This window comes from candidate division Zixibacteria bacterium HGW-Zixibacteria-1, from assembly GCA_002838945.1.
Taxonomy (GTDB): domain Bacteria; phylum Zixibacteria; class MSB-5A5; order GN15; family PGXB01; genus PGXB01.
In genome coordinates, this window is sequence record PGXB01000017.1 from 15,862 (window position 1) to 42,510 (window position 26,649).

Annotated in this window: 13 protein-coding genes; 7 read left to right on the forward strand and 6 right to left on the reverse strand. The window is 47.1% G+C overall.

Going from position 1 to position 26,649, the window contains the following annotated elements:
- Positions 1–3: 3 nt before the first annotated feature.
- Positions 4–813 (reverse strand): NAD(+) synthetase, encoded by an 810-nt coding sequence (locus CVT49_08190; protein PKK83490.1) that lies wholly within the window; start codon positions 811–813, stop codon positions 4–6.
- 154 nt (positions 814–967) lie between these two features.
- On the opposite strand from CVT49_08190, the gene CVT49_08195 reads away from it, so the two are divergent.
- From CVT49_08195 to CVT49_08205, 3 genes are all read left to right on the forward strand, one after another.
- On the forward strand, positions 968–1,399 hold the full coding sequence (locus CVT49_08195) for a single-stranded DNA-binding protein (protein PKK83491.1): 432 nt from the start codon (positions 968–970) through the stop codon (positions 1,397–1,399).
- Positions 1,400–1,670: 271 nt separating this feature from the next.
- A complete protein-coding gene (locus CVT49_08200; protein ID PKK83492.1) occupies positions 1,671–2,822 on the forward strand; it encodes a hypothetical protein in 1,152 nt (383 codons plus the stop codon).
- Positions 2,815–3,306 (forward strand): hypothetical protein, encoded by a 492-nt coding sequence (locus tag CVT49_08205; protein ID PKK83493.1) that lies wholly within the window; start codon positions 2,815–2,817, stop codon positions 3,304–3,306. Before CVT49_08200 ends, CVT49_08205 begins: the two co-directional genes overlap by 8 nt.
- Before the next feature lie 44 nt (positions 3,307–3,350).
- On the opposite strand, the gene lpxD is transcribed toward CVT49_08205, so the two are convergent.
- The 4 genes from lpxD to rplU are packed head-to-tail and all read right to left on the reverse strand — an operon-like array spanning position 3,351 to position 7,800.
- Positions 3,351–4,376, reverse strand: a complete 1,026-nt coding sequence (gene lpxD, locus CVT49_08210) for a UDP-3-O-(3-hydroxymyristoyl)glucosamine N-acyltransferase (protein PKK83494.1) — start codon at positions 4,374–4,376, stop codon at positions 3,351–3,353.
- Between the two features lie 9 nt (positions 4,377–4,385).
- The gene (locus CVT49_08215) at positions 4,386–4,931 is read right to left on the reverse strand and encodes a hypothetical protein (protein PKK83495.1); all 546 of its coding nucleotides are present in this window, start codon (positions 4,929–4,931) and stop codon (positions 4,386–4,388) included.
- Between the two features lie 23 nt (positions 4,932–4,954).
- A complete protein-coding gene (gene bamA, locus CVT49_08220; protein PKK83496.1) occupies positions 4,955–7,546 on the reverse strand; it encodes an outer membrane protein assembly factor BamA in 2,592 nt (863 codons plus the stop codon).
- Positions 7,480–7,800 carry a 50S ribosomal protein L21 gene (gene rplU / locus CVT49_08225; GenBank protein PKK83497.1) on the reverse strand — a complete coding sequence of 107 codons (321 nt, stop codon included), beginning with the start codon at positions 7,798–7,800 and terminating at the stop codon, positions 7,480–7,482. The genes bamA and rplU overlap by 67 nt, the downstream gene beginning before the upstream one ends.
- A 317-nt stretch (positions 7,801–8,117) precedes the next feature.
- On the opposite strand from rplU, the gene CVT49_08230 reads away from it, so the two are divergent.
- The 3 genes from CVT49_08230 (at position 8,118) to CVT49_08240 (ending at position 11,927) form a co-directional block, all read left to right on the forward strand.
- Positions 8,118–10,124: an excinuclease ABC subunit B gene (locus tag CVT49_08230; GenBank protein PKK83524.1), complete on the forward strand. Its 2,007-nt coding sequence runs from the start codon at positions 8,118–8,120 to the stop codon at positions 10,122–10,124.
- 2 nt (positions 10,125–10,126) lie between these two features.
- Positions 10,127–11,005 carry a hypothetical protein gene (locus CVT49_08235; GenBank protein PKK83498.1) on the forward strand — a complete coding sequence of 293 codons (879 nt, stop codon included), beginning with the start codon at positions 10,127–10,129 and terminating at the stop codon, positions 11,003–11,005.
- Between the two features lie 100 nt (positions 11,006–11,105).
- Entirely contained in the window at positions 11,106–11,927 is an 822-nt protein-coding gene (locus CVT49_08240; GenBank protein PKK83499.1) for a hypothetical protein, read from the forward strand.
- 48 nt (positions 11,928–11,975) lie between these two features.
- Here the strand turns inward: CVT49_08240 and CVT49_08245 are convergent, their stop codons facing one another.
- Entirely contained in the window at positions 11,976–15,344 is a 3,369-nt protein-coding gene (locus tag CVT49_08245; protein ID PKK83500.1) for a hypothetical protein, read from the reverse strand.
- Between the two features lie 776 nt (positions 15,345–16,120).
- On the opposite strand from CVT49_08245, the gene CVT49_08250 reads away from it, so the two are divergent.
- Entirely contained in the window at positions 16,121–26,596 is a 10,476-nt protein-coding gene (locus CVT49_08250) for a hypothetical protein (GenBank protein ID PKK83501.1), read from the forward strand.
- The last annotated feature ends 53 nt before the right edge of the window (positions 26,597–26,649 follow it).

Genomic DNA, 26,649 nt, shown 5'->3' on the forward strand with positions numbered 1-26,649 from the left:
TTCTTAACTAATCACTATTTTATCGGGAATGGACCTCATACCAATATCGGCAATGGCCGGCAAATGTCTTTTGAAATAAAAGCGGTTAATAAGACCGACCGCCCGATCTATAAAAGCATCATCGAATCCGGCCTCATTAAGTTTCTTTCGCTCTGTAATGCCGTTTTCGAGAATAAGATACAGCAACTGATCGACCCGGGCATATTCCAGCCCGAGTTCGCCCTCATCGGTCTGGCCGGGCCACAGGTCGGCGGTAGGTATTTTGGTTCGGATTGATTCCGGCACCCCGTAATATGCGGCCATTTGCCTCACCTGCGTCTTATATAGCATCCCGATCGGGTTGACCGAACAGGCCACATCGCCGTACCAGGTTCCATATCCCAGACAGATTTCGGTGCGGTTGGATGTCCCCAGCACCAGGCGTTTCATTTCGTGGGCCGTGTCAAAGAGTATCGACATCCTCTCGCGGGCCATTTTATTTCCCGAGCGAACCGGATCGACCTCATCAAATTTCTTAAAGTAAGCATCAATCATTGGAGTTATCGAGACCGTTTTGGTCGGCATTCCCAACCTGGTTGCCAGCATGACAGCATCATCCAGCGATTTGCTCGACGAGCGCGAGTACGGCATCAGCAGGCCCAGCACTTTTTCCGGCCCAACCGCCCTGACGGCAATCGAGGCCGACAACGCCGAATCGATTCCGCCGGAAAGTCCGATGACATATCCTGTCAGTCCGGACTCGGACAGCTTATCCATAAGAAATCGTTCAAGTGCGGCGGCGGTATCTTTTTCATTCAGATTCAGTAATTCCATATTGTATTCCTCGTGATTTGTCAGATAATAATACGATTATATCCAGTCAACAAGCAAAAAACATCGGCGACGAGGGACTTGGTGATTGACAGCCGGGGAGAGGTCGATTATATTCCGGGACACATTCTTGAAATCTCATTAGGAAAGGTGTCATATGGCTGGAGTCAACAAAGCTATTCTTATTGGAAATCTTGGCAAGGACCCGGAGCTTCGCTATACACCCGGGGGGCAGGCGGTAGCCACGTTTTCACTGGCGACATCCGAGAAATGGCGTGATAAGGACGGCGTCATGCAGGACAAAACCGAATGGCATAATATTGTTGTTTGGGGGCGTCAGGCGGAGATTGCCAAGGAATATCTGGCCAAGGGAAGATCGGTTTATCTGGAGGGCCGGATTCAAACGCGGTCCTGGGAAGACAAGGACGGCAATAAACGCTACACGACCGAGATCGTGGCCCAGCGGCTGCAATTTCTCGGCGGCCGCGACCAGGGTGCCGGCGGTAGTCCCGGTCCGAGTTCCGATACGCCGCCTGAGGCGCCGCCCGAAGCCGATTTGAGTGCCGAGGACGACGATCTGCCGTTCTAAGCCGGCCTGTCCGGACACGCATATTTATTTGACATCCAGGATTGGTCCGAATATAACCACCCCCGGCATCTGCCGGGGGTGGTTTTTAGACTGCATTGCTCACGAATTCTAAAGATTCAAATTTGACATAGATATTGACAATGATTGTTTTAGACTATAAATTTCAATCGGTTGCGTCGGTTAATTGTATGAAAAACATGTTTTGTGTTCAAGTCGGATTTTAATATGGCAATCTCATTTTTTAAATAATATCTCACTGGGGGAGAAAAACATGGCAAAAGAAGATCGGATAATAGAATCAATAAAATCTGAGAATGAGGATTTCTATACTGATGATTCAATCTTCGATATTAGTTCGTGGGGCGCGGATTTATCATTTCGTGAACTAATCGAACGATATAAAACCGGGGAGCTTGTCAAACCAGAAATTCAACGAAAATATATTTGGGATAGAATCGAAGCAAGCTATTTCATTGACTCCATTTTGCTTGGCTTACCAATCCCAAGCATCTTTCTAGCGAGAACCAAAGATGAAAAGATGTTAATTGTCGATGGCTATCAACGCATAATGACCGTCTATGATTTTGTTGAAAAACGTGTATTTTCTCAAGATGGCAAGGATTTTAAGCTCTCCATGTCTAAGAAGATTCATGAACGGTGGCGGGGAAAAACATTTGCGGAATTGGATGACGCAGAACAGAGAAGAATTAAAAACACGACCATCCATTCCATAATTTTTGTTCAATTGAAGCCCAAAGAACCCAAAGTACCTGATAAACGAAACACTAGTATGTTTCAAATTTTTGAAAGAATAAATACGAGTGGAAGAACTTTATTATCACAAGAAATAAGGAATTGTATTTATCAAGGGTCGCTTAACAGTGCGCTAATCGAACTAAACGAGCATCCAGTATGGCGTAATCTTTATGGGCTTGAAAACGCAGATTCACGAATGCGAGATATCGAATTTATTTTAAGATATCTGGCAATGAGTTCTCATGATTTTCGAACTGATAGGACTAAATCTATATCGCTTAAGAAATTCCTAAATGAATTCATGAACGAATCTCAAAATCCAGATGAGATGGTAATCAGAAATATGAAAGATGACTTTTTGGCAACCATTCATTTTGTAGCGGATCTTTTTGGAGAAGAAGCCTTTCGTAATATTTCGAAGATAGATCCAGAAAGATTGGTTCACAAATTTAATCCTACAATATTCGACTCTATTATGTTAGCAAGTTCATATGCTAGGGCAAATTTGAAACATTCGGAGATGATCGACTTTAGAGAAAGGCGTCGCGCATTGTTGAAAGATGCGAGTTATCAGAACGCGATACGAATTAGAACAACGAACATCGATCAAATTAAATTGCGTATATCATTGGCAATGAATTACTTATACGGCATGTCGTATGAATAATCCTTACGCAGATGAAATTCTCATGAAATGCAGGGCCGATTTGGACCAAGCATTGATCAGTATAACTGGCGTCGGTAAGTCAAGTCTTATTGCACCTTTCATTACTAAATTCGCTATCATAAGGGCTTGCGGAGCCATTGAAATTGCTTTTAAATCAATAGTAGCGGATTTTTGCTCAAAGGATTCCAACAGTCAAGTGAGAAACTTTATCTCAAAGAAGATAAAAGAAAAATCCTATAATCCAAGTTATGCAATGATCTGCAATGTAATTAACGATTTTGATAATGATTGGAAAGATAAATTTAAGGCGAAAATAGAATCTTTGCCTGATAAAGCTGAACTTTTGATGTCATTACAATCTTTGGTCAATGCGCGAAACGAGTTTGCCCATGGTGGTAACCCGGGCTCATCAATAGAAGATATATCGAAATATTTTTCGGATAGTCGCCGTATAATTGAAGAACTTGATACTATCATATCTTGATTATAAAAGGTCAATTATTCTCCTTGACATTAATTTAGGCTGACTTATTCTTCTTCCGACTGCTTTTCCAGCTTGCGGACCCGCTTGAATAATTCCGGCAGTTTGTGAATACACGCTTCGATGCGGCCCTCTTCCATCAGGTCACGGGCCGGTGAGCCGAGGACTTTCTTGCCCGGTTCGACATTGCCTGCGACACCCGACTGCGCCCCGACCTGCACACCATCGCCAAGCTCAATATGACCCACCAATCCAACCTGGCCGGCCAGAATGACCCCTTTGCCGAGTTTGGTTGATCCGGAAATACCGACCTGGGAGACAATTATGGAATAATCGCCGATCTCGACATTATGTGCGACCTGCACCAGGTTATCAATCTTGACATGATTACCGATTTTCGTCGGGCCGAGCGCGCCGCGGTCAACCGAGACATTGGAACCGATCTCGACATCATCGCCAATCTCAACCCAGCCGATCTGCCTGACCTTCTTGATCCCGGTTTCATGCCTTGCAAAGCCGAAACCATCGGAGCCGATAACGGTGCCGCTATGTATAATAGCATCATCGCCGATAATCGTCTTATCGAGGATATTCACACCGGGATAAATTTTGCAATTATTACCGATTATAACCTGCCGGCCGATAAAAACCCTCGGCATAATAAGAGTATTGTCGCCGATCTCGGAATTAGCGCCGACATAGCATAACGCTCCGATGGAGGAATTGGCCCCGATTTTTACGGACGCTGCCGCCACCGCGGTTGGATGCATGCCCGGCTCGGCGATGGGCTCATCGGGATAAAGCTGATCAAGAATGATGGCAAAGGCAAGATAAGGGTTTTGATGCTTTATCACCGGAATACCCTCAAAATCGATGTCTAATGATAAAACGACTGCCGAAGCGGCAGTCGTTTCAAGATATTTCAGGTATTTCTTATTGGCGACAAAACTAATCTGCCCGGCCATTGCGGATTGAACCGGGGCCGCCGATTCGATAATAACCGAACCGTCGCCGATCAACCGGCCGCCGGCCAGTTCTGCCAGCTCTTCAAGTTTTATACCCACAACACATATACCAAATTTTTATTCTTCCTCGAGCAACTCGATGATTTTGTCGGTGATGTCGTAATCTTTCTTGGCATAAGCGAGTGCTTCGGAAGTGAAGATAAAGTCGAAATTGCCCTCGGTGGCAACTTGCTCGATGGCGGCGTTGATCTTATCCACCAGCGGCTGCACCAATGTTTTGTTCTTTCTTTCGGCGGTTCCACCCGGTCCAAATATTTCACGGGTGTACGCATCCAGGCTCTGGCGCTTAGCCTCGATGGCGGCTTCGCGCTCTTTTTTCTTTTCGGGAGAGAGAATCAGTTTCTGCTTATCATATTCATCGACCATATCTTCATATGCTTTTTGCATTTCTTTGGCTTCGTCATCCCAGGCTTTATACTGCGTATTGAACTCTTCCTGTGCCTTTGCCCATTCCTTATACTCGGCGAAAATTCTATTAGAGTCGATATAGCCGAATTTGCCGACCTGGGCCTGACCGGATGAAGTCAGCACGGCGAAAAGAACAATCGCCATGGCGGTAATCATTAAGCAGGCCTTACCTTTGTTCATCAGGGCTCCTTTCATTCTATTTTATTGTTATATGTTTTCTATCTGAAAGTTGTTCCGATCTGGAAATGCGGTTTCCAGCCTCGTTTCTGCTCGACGGTGCCATCACTCGGATTTATCTGTTCATCGAGCGCATATCCAAAATCAAAGCCAAGGGTCCCGATACCGGGAACCACCAGTCTGAAACCGAGACCAATACCTTTATATAAGTCATTTAAGGCTATATCCTTGCGATACAGCCAGGAATTGCCGATATCAAAAAAGCCCAGCAAATACAACTGGTTCGGTATTACGGGAATTTGCAATTCAAGGTTGCCGACAAGCATATACTTGCCACGGACCGTAGCCAGACTGGGTTTATAGTTTACAACTGTTTTGTATGGATCGCCGCTCAAAGTCGTGTCGGGCCAGGCATAGTATTTTGCGGTATCCGCTCTAATAACCACGGTGTCCGGTGTCAGGGACCCGTCATCATAACCCCTTATGATACCGGTATAGCCGGTTCCGCCGGGGGAGAATCGTTCCGAGATCAGGATAGTGCTGTCGTCTTCGGAGGATGTTACGACACCATAGGTAAGTTTTCCCGCCAGCGCAATTTTCCCTAAAATTGGTATAAATTTCGATAATGAAATAATTTGCTTGTCGTACTTCCAGAAACCGCCCAGGAATGAACCGGATTTCTCGAAAGAGTATGACAGGACCGAACCGCTCGTGGCAAATTCAGGAAGGTCACGGCTGTCGCGAACGATTGACAACTGGATAGTCGAAGCGCTGAACCATTCTTCATTATAGCGCAACAATGATCCCGGGTAGGGTTCGCCTCTTTCATAATCGTACAGCTTTGTCCATTTTACAGTATCCACAGACAGGCTATCAACATATTTTTTGGTTTGATATGAGTAAGCATCCAGAAAGGACTCGCTAAAATCATAATATCTGTTATTTTCAATCCGGTAAACACCATAAACCCGGAAATAGTTATCGGGCCATCTTAAACGCCGCCCGACACGGATCGAACCGCCTCGGCTGCCCTCGGTGTAATCGGAGTACCAGACACGGTTGGTGTAATAAAGCTCCCCGCCCAGCAGGGTCGGGGTTCCGAAGGCCCATGGTTCGGTGAATGACAGCGAGTATGAATTTCTCGCGCTGCCGATATCGACATTGATCGATGCCTGCTGGCCCATGCCGCGGAAATTGGGTATTCCCAGACCAAAGGTGCCGACAAATTTGTCAACCCCGGAATATCCGGCTCCCGCCGATATCTGGGCGGTTGGTTTTTCCTCGACTGTTACGGTAAGATCGACATCGCCATTGGGTAAATCCACGATATCGGGTGTGACATTCCCGAAATAGTTAAGCTGCATAATATCACGGATCGAACGGAGCAATAATGATCGATGAAACACCTGGCCGGGATGCAAGGTCATTTCACGGCGAATGACCTTTTCCTTGGTCTTGGTATTCCCAAAAATTTTGACCAGGTTGACTTCGGAAGGAAGTCCCTCGACGATATCATAAGTTATATCCAGCAGGCTGTCGCGAGTCTTGCGATCATCCATGATTCTGACATGCAAATGACCCTTTTCCTGGTATATGAAGTAAAGTTCATAATAAGATTCTTCGAATTTCTTATTGCTGAAGACCTGACCTTCGTGGTACTTGAGCGTTTTATCGAGATTATCGGATGTGAAGACTTCGTTGCCGCTGAAATACGATTTGCCGAAATAGTACCGCGGGCCTTCATAGATATCGAGATAAATATACATCTTATTGGAATTGGAATCGACCGCGATGGAATCCGATTTCAGGTAAGCATCGATGTATCCCTGGTCATGCAAATATTCAATAATTTTATCTTTGTCCTCGGTATATTTTTCCTTATCGAAATCCGAGGTTTTCAGAAAACCGCGTTTGCGATTGCGCATTTTCCCGATAATTTTATCCGCCTTAACTCTCTCATTGCCGGACAGATAGACTTTTTCGACCTTTACCTTGGAACCTTCTTTAATTTTATATATCAAGTCGGCCTGCGTGGAATCATCGGTGTATTTCAATTCCGATTCGGCTGAGGCCATAAAATAGCCTTTTTCGCCATAAAGATCGATAATGACATTTTTCTTTTCGAAAACAAGACTTCTCGACAAATAATTGCTGGTGGAGAGGCCAAGCTCTTCCTTTAATTTATTGGATTTGACTTCCTTGTTGCCCTGGAAATCGAGATTTCTGAGTTTGGGTAATTCTTTTACTTTAATGGTAATAATCAAACCGCCGGTTGTCTCGTCGGCCAACAGCTCGATATCTTCAAAAAAGCCCAAGCCGTAAAGCCGGCTGACCGCATCTTGCGAAACGGTTGCAGTCAATTCGCTGCCTTTATGAATACCGGCGACGGAAAGAATAAGGCTGGAAGTCGCCTGGTGGTTGCCTTCAACTTTGACATCGACCACATTAAAGGACTGGACCTGCCCGAAAGACAGGCCGGCAATTAGAATCAGGCCAAACAACAGGATTACCGGCCGGAAAGGAGAGCTTTCCGGCCAGATAATCGCGTTATTTCTAATATGGTGAATCAATTTACCGGTGGAGTGATTTTTTTGATTTTGATTTCCGTAAATTTTTGCCGATGCCCCTGTAATTTGCGATACTTGGTCCGCTTTTTAAACTTGTAAACATCGACTTTCTTCGCCAAACCTTCGGTTATAACTTCCGCTTCCACCATAGCCGAACTGAGATAAGGAGAGCCGATGAAAGAATTATCACCATCCTTTACCAGTAAAACCTTATCAATGGAAATGCTGTCACCCGGATTCGCAGAAATATAGGGAACCTTAATCATAGAGCCCTCTTCCGCTCTGAACTGTAACCCGCCGGATTCAAATACTGCGTACATTCTGTTAACCCTCCTTAATCACATCACTAAAGGGAAATTAAAGTCCTAAACTTAGGGTTTTCAAGACGGCTGTCAAGATAAATTTTAACGCCTTATGTTATACGAAGTTATAACCTCATTGTTTATCACCAAATTATCTAATTATTAAACGTTTGAGATTCGTTCCGGTTCCAAAACAAAAAATGAACATCACAAATCACTCGTCCGTTCTATAAATTGGTTGCTATAAGGAGCTTATATGATATATTTTGGCTTGTAATCAAAACTTGCTTATGAATGAAAGAATGGAACATAATTTGCAGAATATTCGATTTCCTATGGAAAAATCGGAATTTGAACTGGTTTCCAAATATAAACCAACCGGAGACCAACCCAGGGCAATTAGAGAGCTTTGTGAGGGACTGACCAGAAATGACAAATTTCAAACGCTGCTGGGCGTGACCGGATCCGGAAAGACCTTTACCGTGGCCAATGTTATCAAGAATTACGGACGCCCGACTCTGGTCGTTTCCCATAACAAGACGCTGGCGGCACAGCTTTATGGTGAATTAAAGGCCTTTTTTCCAAAAAATGCGGTGGAGTTTTTTATCAGTTACTACGACTATTATCAGCCGGAGGCATATCTCCCGACCACCGATACATATATAGAGAAAGACACTTCGATGAATGAGGACATCGATCGTCTCCGCCTGCGGGCGACCGCATCGCTGCTGGAGCGTAATGATGTCGTTATTGTGGCTTCGGTTTCCTGTATTTACGGACTCGGCTCCCCTGAGGAATATAAACGACAGCTTTTGTTTCTGGAAAAGGGGCAGATGACCGACCGCGATAAACTGATCCGTTCGCTGATTGATATACATTATAATCGCAATGATATCAATTTTGCGCGCGGCAACTTCCGGGTAAAAGGGGATACAATCGAATTGATCCCTTCTTATCAGGAAACCGCCCTCAGGATTGAAATGTTCGGCGATGAAATCGACCGGATTTCGGAGATTGATCCCCTTACCGGGGAAATTCTGAATGAGAAAAAGAAAGCGGCCATCTATCCGGCCAAGCATTTTGTGACTAGTCATCCGCAGATGAAGCGCGCGGTTGTCCAGATTGAAAAGGAACTCAATGACAGGCTGAAGGAGTTTAGAGGCGCGGGCAAGCTCCTCGAGGCACAACGTCTGGAATCGCGGACGAAGTATGACCTTGAAATGATGAAGGAAATCGGCTATTGCAGCGGCATCGAAAATTATTCCCGGCATTTGACCAACCGCGAGCCGGGGGAAAGGCCGGCCACCCTGATAGATTTTCTGCCCGATGATTTCCTGCTGATTGTCGATGAATCTCATCAAACCATTCCTCAGGTGCGGGGAATGTATGCCGGCGACCGCTCCCGCAAGGAAGTGCTGGTGGAGCATGGTTTCAGACTGCCGTCGGCACTTGATAACCGGCCCCTGTTTTTCGATGAGTTTGAGGCGCTGATTAATAAGGTAATCTTTGTTTCGGCCACTCCGGCTGATTACGAACTTGAAAGATCCGGCGGTGTAGTCGTGGAGCAAGTGATTCGTCCTACCGGTCTCGTCGATCCCAAAATATCGATTCGACCTCTGGGCAATCAGGTTGATGATTTGATTGACGAAATCAGGGAGAGAACCAAAGTTCAGGAAAGAATCCTGGTGACGACACTCACCAAACGGATGGCCGAAGATTTGACTGATTATTTGAAAAAGCTCGACATCCGCGTTCGCTATTTACACAGCGAAATCGACGCTATCGACCGCACCGAAATTATCCGCGACTTGAGATTGTCAGAATTCGATGTCCTGGTGGGGATAAATTTACTGCGCGAGGGCCTTGATTTACCCGAAGTATCGCTGGTGGCGATTCTCGACGCCGACAAGGAAGGTTTCCTTCGATCTGAGCGATCTCTGATACAAACCGCCGGACGAGCGGCCCGTAACAAAAACGGCGAGGTGATATTTTATGCCGACAAAATCACGGACTCGATGCGCAAGGCGATCGATGAAACGGAACGGAGAAGACAGAAACAGCTTGAATATAACGAAAAACACCATATCACGCCGGAAACGATTTTTAAAACGAGGGAAGAAATATTAAAGGCCACCCAGTTTGCCGATTCCAAAACGGTCGTGGATGAGATCGCTTTCGAGAAACCTGATTATTTCGCGGAAATGACGGCCGAAGATAAGATCGCCTTTATGCTGAAAGCCATGAAAAAGGCGGCCGAAAACCTTGAGTTTGAAACGGCGGCGGCACTCCGCGATGAAATAAAAAATATGAAAGAGGAATTGAAAAAACGACGAAAGAGGTAATCATGAGACGCTCTCCCTATATAATATTAATGTTTCTGATTCCAATTATATTGAGCTGGATGGCGTGCAATTCCGAGGATCCTGTCTCGACTTCTGATGATTACGAAATAACTCGTTTCATACTCGAGTCGCTGGATGGCAAAGAACTATTTACCAATAATCTTTTCCCGACCGACCCGTTCTTAATCAATGATGGTTCGATGCTTCTTTATAAAATAGATTCCAGCTCAAGAGTTATTGATATCAAGCGATCCACATCCGGCGAAAACTTTTATGGATATGATAATATTGCGGTGGCAACAGGCAATGTCGTGGATGTCTTCTACGGCTATGCCTGTAAACTTGATGACAATGATACTGTCGCGAAATATCCCATGACATATAATATTTCAAGAAGCGCATATTTTGCTAAATTATATGATGACAGTTATTCATACCGGGGCTGGCGCTTTTGGGGATTTTCCTCGGCCGAAATGCAGCCGCCGGGAATTTTTTCTTCCCAGGACGGCATCAGTTTCTCGACCTCTCCTCCCGAAACACTATCGGTCATACCCCGATGGAAATATTTTGAAAAGAATCAAATTATTGCCCTTTCGGCGGGGGATTCGATCACATTTGTATGCGATACTCCGGCGGTTATATTTAGCCTTAAAAGCAATGGCGGTGTCGGAACTTATGCTACATCATTGCAGAGCGGGAAATATAAAACCGGATTCCGTATCCCATCATCGAACCTTTTCTATAAACTAATCGCCGTTGATATGCCGTCGGAACTGAGCGTGGAAACTACTTTTATCGATATCGATTCCGCCGTAATTGAGGTGGATACATCGTTGGCTAAATCAAGTATTCCGGTTATTCCATATAAGACGGCTTTTTAGATTTATTTAACTTTTACCTTGATATTGATTATTTCAAACCGTAACATAGGTTAAACAGAACAGAAAATCATTCTATTCAATTTTAAACAAGGAGGTTTCTATGACGACATCCCGCATCAAAGGTTTGAAACTGCTGCCTCTTCTGCTGATTCTGGTTTTTATGACCGGTATTGTCGGCTGCGGCACACAGATCCCATCGGGACATCGAGGAGTCTTTTATTACAAATTCGGTGATGGAACCGAAATGGGCAAAATATACACCGAGGGTTTCAGCTGGCATCTTCCGTGGAACAACATTTTTGTCTACAAGATTCAGCTTGGTGAGCAGCGTGAAGATTTGCATGTTCTTTCATCTGACGGTGCCTCAATCGGCCTGGAAATGACCATCTGGTTCCGGCCACTGGTGGATAAGCTTGATTCTCTGCAGTTGACCGTCGGGCCCAGTTACTATGATATTGCCGTGGCTCCGGCGCTCAGAGGTGTTTCTCGAAGTGTGGTGGGAAAGTACAAACCTGAGGAAATATATTCCTCAAAACGCGAGGTAATTTCGTCGGAAATTCTGGCCGAGATGCAGACCTTAGTGTCACAAAAATTTATAACGGTGGAAAATGTCATCATTCGCAACGTGGTTTTACCGGACCAAATTACCCAGGCCATCAATGCCAAACTCGAGGCCGACCAGGAAGCGCAAAAGATGGAATTTGTCTTATTAAAGGAACAGCAGGAGGCCCAGAGGAAACGGATTGAGGCGCAGGGTATTTCTGATTTTCAGAAAATTGTCTCGTCCGGTTTGACGACTCCGCTCCTGACCTGGAAAGGGATTGAAGCCACCCAGAAACTGGCCGAATCGCCTAATACAAAGATTGTCATAATCGGGAAATCCGATAACGGTCTTCCGATCATTCTCGATACCGGTAAATAGTGTATTGGAGTATGGGCCGCCGCGAAAGCGGCGGCTTTTTTTGTCAGCTTATTTCAGTAGAAGCATCTTTTCCGTCCGGATGAAATCATCCGCCCGGAGGCGATAGAAATATACGCCGGTTGACACCGGTTTTCCATGTGAATCGTTTCCATCCCATATAATGGAATGATGCCCCGCTATGACGCGATCAGCAGTCAATACCCGGACTTTCTGTCCGAGAATGTTGTATATATCCATCTGCACATTGGCCGTACGGGGAAGATAGTACTCAATCGTCGTTGAAGGGTTAAAGGGATTGGGATAGTTTTGGTACAATGCGAATTCATCCGGCAGAACAGGATCATCATCAGGCGCTGAAACCGGCGCCTGCTCGATGATCGTATTAATCAGATCACGGATATTCTCAGCTCCAAAAAACCAGGGATGCATAATAAATGAATAAACATCGGCATCCTCCATTGAATACCTGACGCCGCAGGGCATCCCTTCAAATTGCGATGTTTCCGGATAAAGCGAGCGATAGTAGTATATCGTCTCTGCGGGAGCCCGGGGGAAAAGGCAGCCGGTCATGGGCGGGGTTTCGATGGGCCATATATATGCCATATAGAAAGACGCATTCCACCAGTAAAAAGCGGTATCGACGTATAATTCCGGAAACTCATCAAGCGCAGGTTCGGCCCGAATTAACCCGCCAAGGGTATCCTCATCAGATATTATACCATCCGAGTAAAGCGTCAGCCCCAAAGTGCGCAGGGAATCGAGGTGCAGGATATCATATTCAAATATACCGGGCTGAAAGCGAAGAGTCAGAGTGTCGAGAAAAATGCTGGAATATCCGTTAAGGAGATTACCAAAATAGATCAGATTGCCGCCCGTATTAATATAGTCTTTCAAGGTATTTGTAAAAGAACCATAGACTTCATAATACAGGGTCGCATCTCGAAGATTATCATCAAAAAGAACAAAACGATACGGCGCCATTGTCGACCAGCCCATGCAGGCATATTCCTCGCACCCATCCATACCCGCAGAATCGATGAGGAAGAAGTAGTCATATGTTAAATTCCGACCGGCAAAGACTCTGTCGTAAAAAGCCATTAATGAATCAATGGACTGGACATTAATCGTTTTTCCCGCATTGGGCAAATATATCAGGATATCTTTATCGATCAAGTCGCGGACGAAGACATGTATCGGCGTGGACAACTCCGATTCGCGCCCGGCGGCGTCGACCGCAGTGATAAAATAATACAGGTCGGCATTCACGGCGCTGTCGATAAAAAGTGTGTCATCTGCCGGCACCGAAGCGATCGGTTCCATTTTGAAAAAATAAAGGGCCGTCGTATCATCGTCCTGAATATAGTAGGCCACACTGTCATAAGGATCACCCAGGTACTCGGGCAATCTATAGACAGTCGGGCCGTAGCTTTTGCTGAACTCGCCATATCCGACCCTCTTGTATATATTATAGTGATCGATATCATCATCCGTCGGCAGCCAGCTAATCGTAAATAGGCCGCCTGCGCTAATATATTCGGTGGTGCTGTCGGTCATGGGCGGGTTGGGGAATCCATAGGTGAAATATGCCGGTTTTGATTTCCGGCCCTCGCCGGCCGATGAGACCGTCGCCACCGAATAAAAATACATTAGACCTTCGGTGAGACCGTTGATGACATATTGCGTCCCGCTTATTACGGAATCAACATTATAGAGAACCATCGATGATGTATCGCGATATCTCAGAACGGTATCGGAGAAAAACGACTGACTATCAGGAACGGCAGCGATGTATATATTATACCCGATCATATCGGGATGCTCGCGGGGCAACCATTGAATATGAACGCCGTCGCCCGCCACGCTGACAATCTCAGTGCCCTGCACCGACCCCAGAGGCGGCGCCAGGACATATTCCGATTCATAAAGCGCTTTTGCCGCTGCGGCATTTTTCTCCAGATCGGAAAAATCAAAATGATAATAAAGCTTTTCGGGCACTTCATTATCGAAATAATTGACGAAATCATCCGGTTCGACATGAACTTCTTCGCCGCCGACAAGAGCAAAAACGAACCTGACGGAATCGCCGGGCATCAAATCAAAACCACCAAAGGAATACAAATAACGGAAGTCAAAACCACGGTCAAGATTGCCCCCGGATGTTGGATTCGGCAGCCAGTTTGGATCATCCTTCATGAAAGTCATCCAGAGAAAATCATAATCGATCTCACTGTTGGAAAGCAGGTAATACCGATCGCGATCGGTTGTCGGCTGACCGTTGCCGCCCCCGTCAAAAACATACAATGGCTGCGAAGTGTCCCCGATATAACGCGGTCCCCAATCAGATCCACCATCAGTGGTCCGCATCCACCAGTTAAAACTGGTGTCGATCGCCGGGGGGGACATTTCAATCAACTTCATCCCGAAAACCCCTCTGATACTTTCCTCATTCCAGGTGTAATCGCCATTTATCAAAGGGTCACCATCATTATCCATGATATAAGCAATACCGCTAACCCGCCGCAGCCCGCCGAAATCGTCGGTATGGCCAAAAATGGGAATCGTGGTCATAGCATAAACATCGCAGTCAATGTAATAGCCGAACCAAGTATCAAAAATTGGATTGGGGCCGATGTTTCTTATTGTCAGCTCGTAAAGTATAAAATCATTATAGGGAGGCGTAACCCAGCTGCAGGTCCGCTCCCTGACGGCAAGTCCCTCGATTCGGGGGTCAAGGTAAAAGGACTCGCCGACAGTATCCGAATAAGTGGCGACGAATTGTTTGTCGGCCACACCGCCCTGCAGTCGCACTGTTCCCGGGCCGGCTTCATCGGGCCGGAATTCCTGAGAATAATAATTCCAGCCATTGGCGCCGGCCGAAACAATCGAGTCACCGTTGACAACACCGCCAATCCAGAGCCCCCCGGCGAATAAATACTGCTGGTTGGACCTGGGCGGCATGACAAATGAAGTCGGAGGCAGGTCGCTTTCGGGATCATCTATATAGCCGCTGAGAAATCTGAATCCCAATTGGCCGCTGCAATTGACGGTCATGCCTATGTTGCCATCCGAATGAACACCGACAAACTGCGGCCATTTGACGGGAAGCTGAGAGGCAGCGTTTGTTTTGGCGGTACCGCAAAATTGTGGAGAGAAGATGCTTCCTTCCGGATTGGCACAATTTGCCACAGGCGTTGTCAAAAAGATAAATAAAACTATGACCAGTGAAAGTTTACACATAGTCGAACATACGAAAGAAAACGGACAAGTACTCCGGCCCGGTTCAATAATTGGTCGTGAGGATTTTTTAAAACTAATGGCGGCAATAAAATGAGGTAATGAGCCAATCATGACAACCCTCCTGCTAAAGGTTGCCATCTTCTTTTCAATCTTAAGCTTAAGATACCCAGCCGATATCAAATGTCAACAAAAATCTATGTCTTGAAAAGATTAACTGCCAGTGTCCCAAAATTTAAGGGAGAATTTTATATTGAAGCTATGTTCTTATTGAAGTGAGATATTTCAAAGCACATATTTAACGACATAATTTTGCCCCCGAAATGCCTCGTCGGATGCACTCTCATGCATACAATTGCATAGAAAATATGAACCGGTCTGCAGCAAACCTTTATAGCAATGATTATTATTGCCTCTTTTGGTCACAGCGGCTGTTTGCTCAAATATCAGCCAGAAATCGTAAGCACAATTATTCCAAGTAGTTATACGGGCCAGGAAATATCATTTCGGACAATACAACAATTTTTCCGGACAAAATTGAGATTATTTTCTTTATGGTCGGATGGATTTTGGACAGGGCAAGGTAATTGCGTAATTAGTTGACGCAATAGTCATTTTGGTGAGATTCACAGGGTTGAAATTAACTTTTATAGATAGAGGTTACATCAATCGCGGACAGCTGCGGAAAATTTGTTAAAAGAGTGTGAGAAAACAATTTCCGCGGGCCGCGAAGCTCCAAAAATAGCTTGACAGGACAACGTTTTCCGGTATATTAAAGTGATTTTTAAGAATACTTGCCTGGTTATAACGGAGTCTAATTAAACTCGATTTTTTTCGAGAACTGAATACTTGGTATATGAGTGACATTTTGGGAACAAAGCGAGTATTATCATATTCATCAAGCACCCTCACCACCAGTCACTGCTATCAGGAGCGTAATCGAACCTTTGGAGGAAATAATGATTAGGCCGAAACTGCTTTTGCGACTTGTGGTTTCCTTAATCTTTTTAAGTACCGCTATAGTTGTCAATGCCCTTGGGGAAACCAACAGCCCCCAGTTAAATTTCTCGGAAAGCGACCAATCTCCGGGTGGAGATTATTTTGGCGCTGAAAGTGATTACATCACTCTGGCGCAAATTGAGATTGAACCGGAAGCCATCACCGGCCAAACAGCGGAAGATGGTGCAATTTCCGATTGCCCAGATTGCCCGCCCGATTCAAAGCCTTATTTTGTTAACTTCACCGCGATCGACAGTATCTCTTTATGCGAAGGCCAGAGTATTTATGATACTTTTGTCGTAGTTGATTCGAACCTGAATCAGAAGGTCACGGTGGAGCTGCTGGCCGGTCCGGGGACATTAGTCTCGACCACCAGTCATCCACCCGTCAAGGCATATTATGAATTCACTCCCGAGACTGATGGAAGTTTCGAAATAACACTCCTGGCATATGACAGCAATGGTGACTCCACCATCGTCACAAAAACATATCAGGTTTTTGCCAATTTGAAGCCGATTATAACTTCCGGCGACACAACCTTTTTTAATTGTTTCGGCGGAAAATATTATCATTATGACATCGACGCCTATGATCCGGACAGCAGCACATACTTGCGGTTCCGGTTGCTGTCACATCTTGGCACAATAAATTTTTATACCGGTGAATTGCAATTCTGGGCTGATCAGCCCGGCCAATATTGTTTCCTGGTGGAAGTTGCGGATAATTGCGGCGCGGATACGGCCGAAATATGCGTTGATATTGTTTTCAATTCAACCCCAATATTGAATAATCCTGATCAGGTGTTCCATATCTGTGCGCCGGATTCGATCTGTTTTGATATTTTCGCGACTGATCCCGATGGCGAAAATGTTATTATCACTCAACTCAGCGGCCCCGGTGCTTTCAATATGACAAGTGACACATCGGGCCAAACCTGTTTCTTGCCCGAATATGTCGATTCGGCCGATTATGTTTTTATTTATCAGGCGGTCGACAGCTGTCTGAGCGTCAAATGCAGTGAGGGCGAGCTATCCTGTCCTCCGATTCCCCTTGATACGGTCATTATTACGGTTATCAGGGGAGAGACCGCCTTTTTAGCTTGTCCCAATGATACTTCATTGTTTATCTGTCAGCCGGATACTTTATGTTTCCCGCTGGGGGAATTGCCTGAAGGAGCCATCGTCACAGTTGACCCGCCGTCCGCCTGGTATGATGCCCTTAACGGCACGGTCTGTTTCTATACGAATTGCACCGTCAAGAAAGATATAAAAGTGGTTGTCGAATCGATCTGCGGTATGGACAGCTGCATGTTTGGGGTCAACGTTACCATGAATTCCGCCCCGCTGGTCATAGCGGCGCCGGATACGGCTATGTCACTCTGCGACCCGGATGAAATATGTTTTGCCGTCGGCATCAGCGATGTTGATGATAATATTACACAAATTACCGTTACGCCGTCCGGGATATACAATTCGATCACCGGGGAAGTCTGTTTCACCCCGGTCGGAGCCGGAACAAGCACGATAATTATTACTGCCATAGATGACTGCGGCGCTATTGATGCCGATTCAATCAATATCGATGTTACGTTGAATTCCAAGCCGACCGTCACTGCGACGACTGACACTGCAGTGTATTTCTGCAATATAGAAGAGATATGTATTCCGGTGGAAATATCAGACGCCGATGACGATATCGTCGGAGTGTCTGTCAGCCCGTCCGGTTATTATGATTCCGAAAAAGGCGTGGTTTGTTTCACGCCCGACTCATCCGGTACCTTTGCCATTACTGTTAAGGCTGCCGACATATGTGGTTCCGAGGGGATGGCCACGATAAATGTCACGGTGGGGCTGGATAATCCGCCGGTTGTTATTTCTGCTGATGATAGTACCGTTTTCCTGTGCGAACTGGAGCAGATTTGTTTTCCTGTCAACATAACCGATCACGAGAATAATATTACCGCCATCAATGTTTATGGCGATGGCCGGTATGTTAACGGTTTTGTCTGTTTCACGCCGACGCAGTTCGGGGATTACACATTCATTATTCAGGCGGAAGATGAGTGCGGCAATCGTGGATCCGACACGACCATTATAAATGTGACCGTCAATTCCGCGCCGACCGTCGAAATGGAAAGCAGCCTGGAAGTATTCCAGTGCGTCTTCGAGCAAATTTGTATCGATGTCAATGTTTTCGACATCGATGATAATCTTACCGGCATATCGACCGATTTCGGTTCTTATGACGCCGAGAATAGAGTTGTCTGTTTCACGCCGTCCGCGGCGGGAACTTATATGATAACCGTTACGGCGACCGATGAATGCTATGCTTCCGGCAAAGACGTTATCTTTGTCACCGTCGTAAGCGGTGAGGGTGCTTCGATCGTGTGCCCGGATGGCCCGATCAGCAAGAGTCTCTGCGGCGCACAGACAATTTGTTACCCTCTTGAAGTTACTCCGGATGAGGTGGTGCTGTCTACATCCTATGGATCTATTACCGACAGCAGCCGGCTGTGTTTCACCGCCGATACGGCTGGAACATACATCATTAAAATCATTGCCGACGCTGCCTGCGGCTCAGATACCTGTGAACTGGTCTTTAATGTCGACATGGGCGAGATTCCCGAAATCAGTTGCCCGGCCGATACCGCCGTCAGCCTTTGCGGCGCCGATGCGATCTGCCTGCCGATAGAAATATCCCCGGCCAGTGCCAATATCACCGTTTCGCCGGCTGGATATTATGAGAACGGTTCGATCTGTTTCGATGTCGATTCTTCCGGTCACTATGAAATTACGATCGTGGCCGATAATGATTGCGGCGCTGACACCTGTTCATTCGCAGTTGAGGTTTCCTTCAACGGGGCACCCGATATCATCTCGGGCGACACCGCTATGTTTATTTGCGAGCCATCTATTATAAATTATCCGGTCATCGCCAATGATTTCGAAAGCGATCCAATTACTTACTCGCTCGTTTCCGGACCCGGAAGTATAAATCCTGAAACCGGCTTGATAAGTCTCAATGCCGAATCATCCGGGAAATACTGCTTTGCAGTTGCGGCCTCGGATTTCTGCGGAAGTGATACAGTCGAAATATGCATAACCGTGGCGATTAACAGCGCTCCGGTCGTGGTTTCGCCTGAAGATTTTCAGATTAAACTCTGCCAGCCGTCACCGCAATGTTTCCCGGTGGATATCACCGATATCGACGATAATATTTCCGGTATGACGGTAAGTAAGGGCTCCTATTCGCACAAATATGTCTGCTTTACGCCTGACACGAGCGGCATCTATCAGTTTGTTATTACCGCAACCGATTCCTGCGGCGCCAGTGATGCCGATACAACAATCGTTGAAGTTATTTTGAACACCGCCCCGGTGGTCACATCAGCTCCCGATTTCGACACGATGCTTTGCGATCTTGGCGAAATTTGCGTCGATGTCGATATTTTCGATGCCGAAGATAATATTCAATCAATATCGTCTTATACAGGTTACTATAATATCGAAACAAAACAGGTCTGTTTCAGTCCCGAGATCGAAGGCATCTATTATATTATCACGACCGTTTCCGACTCCTGCTTTTCATCCGATGTCGATACGACAATCGTTACTGTCACTCTTGACCAGTCTCCTGCAATTACATGTCCCTTTGACCCGGCGAATATCAGAATCTGCCAGGCTCAGGACTTCTGCTTCCCCATCGAGATTAGTCCATCGAGCGCTTTGGTCACGACTTCATATGGCGCATATTCCGATGGTCAGCTCTGCTTTATGGCCGATTCGAGCGGCATGTATGTCATCATGATAACAGCGGAAACCTCTTGCGGAACCGATACCTGCTACGCCGCTTTTGATGTCGTCATCGGCGAGACTCCACAGTTGACTTGTCCTGCCGATACTACCATTGAGCTTTGCGCCCCCGAGAAAATATGTCTCCCGGTAAGTATGACGCCTTCAAATGCCTCTATTAACGTGTCGCCGGGCGGTTACTACGAAAATGGTTCAATCTGTTTCGATGCCGAGACTTCCGGCCATCATGAATTTCTCGTGACTCTTGAGAACGATTGCGGGACCGATAGCTGCTCATTTGCAGTCGATGTCGTGCTCCAGGGTACTCCGATAATAGTTGCTGAAGACACGTCCATGTTTATCTGTAAACCGGGCACAATTGAATATCAAATAAACTTAACCGAAAACGGTAATAATCCGACCGCGTTTACATTGATTGCCGGAGCCGGCGAGGTCAACAGCCAGAGCGGTTTGCTGAATTTTGCGGCCGATACCTCCGGTTTATATTGTTTCACTGTCGCGGCAGCGAATGATTGCGGCGCCGATACGGCCGACTTCTGTATCGACATCACCCTCAATAGCCGGCCGGTGGTCATTTCAGCGGAAGATTTTCAGATTAATCTCTGCAAGCCATCGCCGCAGTGTTTTCCTGTGAGCGTTTCTGATTTCGACGGCAATATTGCGGGCATTAGTGTTAATACCGGCGCATATTCGCACGGCTATGTTTGTTTCACGCCTTATACCAGCGGTCAATACACATTTATCATAACGGCGACAGATTCCTGCGGCGCGACGGCAATGGATACCACGGTGATTAATGTTGTCATGAACACGACTCCGATCGTTGTTTCGGCTCCGGATATCGACACCTTCCTGTGCAGTCTGGATGATATTTGCGTTGATGTCGAAATTATTGATGCCGAAGGGAATATAAAGTCGATTACCAATAATATTGGGCAGTTCAATTTCGAAACAAATCAGATTTGCTTTACACCGGACGGTGAAGGGACATATTATCTGGTTACAACCGCCGTCGATTCCTGTGGCAAATCGGATGCCGATACCACTATCGTTAACGTTACAATGGGTGAGGGCGCCTCGATAACATGCCCGATTGATCCAGCCGATGTCTTCCTTTGCCAACCCCAGGAATTCTGCTTCCCGCTGGAAATCACAGCCCAGTCGGTCAGCACCTCTTATGGCTCATATTCCGCGGGACAATTGTGTTTCTATGCCGACAGCAGCGGCACTTATGTTATTGAAGTTATTGCCACTACCGAGTGCGGATCGGACACCTGTTATGTAACCTTCAATATTTCATTAGGGGAGACGGTCAGTATTACCTGCCCTCCCGATACATCAATGACAATCTGCGGACCGGAGACAATTTGTCTGCCGGTTATGGTTTCGCCGGTTAATGCGGCTGTCACTGTCTCGCCGTTTGGAACATATCAGGAAGGCCATGTCTGTCTCGATATCGAGCAGGCCGGGAATTATGAGTTTACACTGACGGCACAGACTGATTGCAGCCTTGATTCCTGCTCCTTTGCCGTCAATGCACAGTTTAATAGAGCGCCGGAACTTATTGCGAGCGACACTTCTATTTATAACTGCAGCCTTGCCGAAACATATCAGTACCAGGTTAGGGCCTCGGATTTCGAAAACGACATAATCAACTTTGATCTTATTTCTCCTATTGGAAATATTAATCCGACGACCGGTCTGATTACGTTTTCGGCTGACTCGGCAGGCACATACTGCTTTAACGTCGTCGCCAGTGACGCATGCGGCGCCGACACTGCCACGATATGTATCGCCCTTGATCTGAATTCGCCCCCGGTGGTAATTGCCGCAAATGATACCACTGTTATTACCTGCGATTATTCCGAAATCTGCATTCCGGTCGATGCTTATGATTCCGATGGCAACCTGGATGCAGTTACATCAAATTCCGGCAGCTATGCCGATGGCCTGGTCTGTTTCAGTGCCGACGGGGCAGGCGTTTATGCCATAATCGTAACGGCCGTTGATATTTGCGGCGCCACCGATGTTGATACTGCTATCGTGACGGTTGTCGAGGGACAGTCACTGTCACTTCAGTGTCCGCCTGATACATCGATCTTTATTTGTAATCCGGATACCCTTTGCATACCGGTGGACGGTATTCCTGAAGGGGCAATCGTGACCGTCAATCCTCAATCCGCCTGGTATGATGCCTCTCAGCAGACCGTATGTTTCTATACAAATTGTTCGGTCGAAAAAGATTTGAAAATAATAGCCAGGACCGATTGTGCCGTCGACAGTTGCACTTTCTCCGTCAATGTCACCATGAATTCCGCGCCCCTGGCCATTATGCAGCCGGATACGGTTCTGTCGCTTTGCGCTCCGAAAACGATTTGTCTGGCGGTCGGTATTTCCGATGTGGATGATAATATTATCGCAGTCGAGGTTTCGCCGGGTGCAGCTTATAACGAAATTACCGGGACCGTTTGCTTTACGCCCAATATCGGCGGAAAACACGTGATCAAAGTTCGCGCGGTGGATGCCTGTGGCATGTACGATCTCGATTCGACGGTGGTCACGGTAAACTTCAACTCAATTCCTCAGGTAATTGTACCCTCTGAATACGATGCCTTCGTCTGTGAAATAGATGAAGTTTGTTTCCCGGTCGAAATAATCGACGCCAACAACAATATTACCAATATTTCGGTCTCGCCCTCAGGCCAGTACGACCCCGCAACGGGAGAAGTGTGCTTTACGCCGGAGGCCGACGGGACATATCGAATTGTCATTACTGCGACCGATGCCTGCGGATATATTGCTTCCGACACCACCAGCGTAAACGTAATTATGAATCGGCCGCCTGTTATAACGGCCGCGGACACAACCGTTTTCTCGTGCAGCAGAATCACTGTTTGCGTTCCGATCAACGCGCAGGACCCGGACGGCAACTTATCGAAAACCACCGTCACGGGAGCCGGTTATTATGGCGGTTATGCTTGTTTCTCGACATCAGTATCCGGTATTCGTCAGCTTATCATCAAGGCCGTCGATTCCTGCGGCGCCATTGACATGGATACGATATATGTGAACACCATAATAAATTCGGCTCCGCTGGTTATTTCCGGACCCGACACTTTGGTCTTTCAGTGTGTTTTCAGTGATATCTGTATCGATGTGGATATCTCCGACATCGATTATAATATTACGACTATAGAGACAAATTACGGTTCTTATGACGCCTTGTCACATACGGTATGTTTCACGCCGACCGAAGCCGGAACTTATGAAATAATCACCACAGTTCATGACGCCTGCGGACTTGTCAGTGAAGACCGGACCATTGTAACAGTCGAAACCGTTGCACCGCCGCAAATAGACTGCCCGTTTGAACCGGTGGCCAAATATCTCTGCGGTCCGGGACTTGTTTGCTACGAATTGGGAGTTTCTCCGGCTAACACCATCGTTACGACTTCTTATGGCAACTTTGAAAACGGAAATCTGTGTTTCCAGGCCGATACTGCGGGAATATATGTTATTAATGTCACCGCGGAAACAGCCTGCGGAAACGATGAATGCGCTTTGACGTTTAATGTAGTAATCGGCGAGGATGCTGTGGTTTCATGTCCTGCCGATACCGCCATATTCCTCTGCGGTGCAGGGCAAATATGTCTACCGGTTGCAGCTTCACCCGAATACGCTCAAATTACGGTTTCGCCGACAGGCGCCTATTCGGACGGGATGGTCTGTTTCAGCGCCGACACGGCCGGGACATATCGACTGCTGGTCGTAGCCGCGACCGACTGTGGTTCCGATTCCTGCACGATCCGGGTCGATGTCGAGTTCAATGCGGCCCCGGTCGTCAATGCCGGAAATGACACGACCTATTTCCAGTGTGATTTGCAGGAAATCTGCCATAAGATCAATATCGTTGACTCCGATAATTCCATAGATTCGATAAAAGTAATGCCTTTTGGAACGTACAGCGAACTGACCGGTTCGGTTTGTTTCATGCCGCCCGATACAGGCCTGTACTGTTTCACTGTGACAGCTTATGACGAATGCGGCGCGACGGATTCGGATGAATTCTGCGTAACGATTACGACCGGTCCTGCGGCTGATATTCAATGTCCGACGGCGCCCATTTACAAGAGGATCTGCGACCCCGGTGATATATGCGTCCCGCTGACCATAACACCGGCCTCGGCCAATATCACCGTTTCCTTCGGCCATTATTCAAACGGCTCACTCTGCTTCTACGCCGACACCGCCGGACTTTATAACATCAGAGTCATTGCTTCCGATATTTGCGGGGCCGACACCTGTAATGTGGCAGTTAATGCGGCCTTTGATGCGTATGTTTCAATTGGCTGCCCCAGTCTGCCGGTTTCCGTATCACTGTGCCAGCCAGATACGGTCTCGATTCTTGTCCCGATTACACCATCGTCGGCATCATTGACTATTCAACCGGCGGGCATTTACAACTTCCAGACGAAGATGCTTAAATTCTTTGCCGATACTTCGGGCCATTATGTAATAAAGGTTATTGCCGGCACACCCTGCAGCATCGATACCTGTGTTATCGAAGCGGATGTCAGTCTATATCAGGTTCCGCAGATAACCTGCCCCGGCAACATCGATACCCTGATCTGTTTATCCGAAACGTCGGAAATCTGTTTCCCGGCCGGTGTGGTGGGAGCCGAAGTAACCATAAAAATCCTGCCGGCCGGCAGCTATAGCGGGGGCATGGTTTGTATCCCGGTGACTTCGGCAGGGCTTCATCGGGTAACCATCATCGCCTCATCCCAGTGCGGCGCCGATACCTGCATAACGAACGTAAACGTCCGGGCCAACGCAGCGCCGGTTCTGACCGTTCCCGCGGACATTGTCGTTCCCTGGTGTGACGATGAAACCGAACCGCTCTGCATCGACGGCATTTTTGCCAAAGACAATAATGGCGATGCCCTTACGATTACCAAAGTGTGCGGCATGGGCACATACACCCCGATCCGGGCCGACAGCGGAATTATCTGCTTTGATCCGCCTAATATTGATTCAACATATGAGTTCTGTGTCGAGGTGACTGACGGTTGTTCGACGGATCTCCAATCCTTCCTTGTGACCATATTTACCTCGCCGCTTTGCTCCGTCTGTGTGGATATTTCGATTGAAGTCGATTCCTGTCATGTGGTCGGATCCAATGTCCCCGTGAGAATCATGGCCGAAACTCGTAATCCAATAGGCGGTTTTGACCTGCTGATCGGATACGATGCTTCCGTGCTTTCGTTTACGTATGCGGTTCAGGGTGATGATATTGATCAGTGGGAATATTTCACTTACCGGCTGATTACCGACGCCACCTGCGGTTCAAGTTGCCCGTCCGGTCTGGTAAGGCTGGTCGGTATTGCCGACCAAAATAACGGGCCATATCACCCGCCGACGGAACAGCTTTCACCGAATGGAATTCTATCGGTCATAGGGTTGCGTATCGCCAACAATCAGAATCTTGGCGGTCAGTATCTGCCAATCAACTTCTACTGGATTGATTGCGGCGATAATTCGCTGGCCAATCCGATCGGTGACCAGTTGTACATTGATTCCAGGATATATAACAGTTCCGGCGGTATGTTGTGGGATGAATTCGCTGACAATCAGTATCCCGAGACATCTCGTCCACTTGGTCTGGGTGCTCCCGACGAGTGCCTTGAGGGTGACAAGACTGCCCCTATAAGATGTGTTTATTTCCATAATGGCGGCATCTGTGTTACGCATCCGGACTCGATCGACGCCCGCGGTGATGTTAACCTGAACGGCGTGGCCTATGAAATCGCTGATGCGGTAGTCTTCACCAACTATTTCATCTATGGGGTCTCGGCCTTCACGACAAATATAGCCGGACAGACTGCGGCCACCGATGTCAATGCCGACGGCTTTACTCTGACCGTGGCCGATCTGGTCTACCTGGTACGCGTAATTATAGGCGATGCTTCGGCGATTCCGAAAGTATCTCCCAGTATGCTTGAGGTTGATTTGACGGTTACCGAAAGAAATAACAAACTCTCGATCGCGGCCGAAAGTGAATGCCCGGTCGGAGCGGTCCTGCTCGTCTTTGAATACGACGGCGTGATTCCTGAAATGCCTATTTTAGGCAATATGGCCAATGATATGAGAATGGCTTACAGAATAGGCGATAATGAAATACGCGTCCTGATCTACAGCTTCGATAAAGGCCAGGCAATTGAAGCGGGTGAAGGAGAGATTATATCGATCAATTACAGCGGCAAGGGACATATTTCGCTGGTGGAAACGGCCATGGCCAGCTATCACGGTGATATTATAAGGACAAGCAAAATCGAAGACCTGCTGCCGTCGACATTCTCCGTCAGCCAGAACTATCCCAACCCGTTCAATCCGGCAACATCGATTGACCTATCACTGCCGGTTGCCTGTCACTGGGAGTTGAACATATATAATATCAACGGCCAGCTCGTCAGAGGGTTTGACGGCGAGGCCCAGCCCGGAATCGTCACTGTAACATGGGATGGACGGAACGATGGCGGCCAGATGGCGGCATCGGGAGTGTATTTCTATAAAGTGCAGGCCGGAGAGTTTACGGCCAAAAAGAAAATGACCCTGCTCAAATAAATCTGACTATTGCGGTACATATTTCCTTCAAAGGAGAGTCGGTCGATCATCGA

Coding starts and splice junctions, on each gene's coding strand:
- rplU (PKK83497.1), bottom strand. CDS start 7,800: ATGTACGCAGTATTTGAATCCGGCGGGTTACAGTTCAGAGCGGAAGAG.
- CVT49_08200 (PKK83492.1), top strand. CDS start 1,671: ATGGCAAAAGAAGATCGGATAATAGAATCAATAAAATCTGAGAATGAG.
- CVT49_08190 (PKK83490.1), bottom strand. CDS start 813: ATGGAATTACTGAATCTGAATGAAAAAGATACCGCCGCCGCACTTGAA.
- CVT49_08205 (PKK83493.1), top strand. CDS start 2,815: ATGAATAATCCTTACGCAGATGAAATTCTCATGAAATGCAGGGCCGAT.
- CVT49_08195 (PKK83491.1), top strand. CDS start 968: ATGGCTGGAGTCAACAAAGCTATTCTTATTGGAAATCTTGGCAAGGAC.
- CVT49_08235 (PKK83498.1), top strand. CDS start 10,127: ATGAGACGCTCTCCCTATATAATATTAATGTTTCTGATTCCAATTATA.
- CVT49_08240 (PKK83499.1), top strand. CDS start 11,106: ATGACGACATCCCGCATCAAAGGTTTGAAACTGCTGCCTCTTCTGCTG.
- CVT49_08230 (PKK83524.1), top strand. CDS start 8,118: ATGGAAAAATCGGAATTTGAACTGGTTTCCAAATATAAACCAACCGGA.
- CVT49_08250 (PKK83501.1), top strand. CDS start 16,121: ATGATTAGGCCGAAACTGCTTTTGCGACTTGTGGTTTCCTTAATCTTT.
- CVT49_08215 (PKK83495.1), bottom strand. CDS start 4,931: ATGAAAGGAGCCCTGATGAACAAAGGTAAGGCCTGCTTAATGATTACC.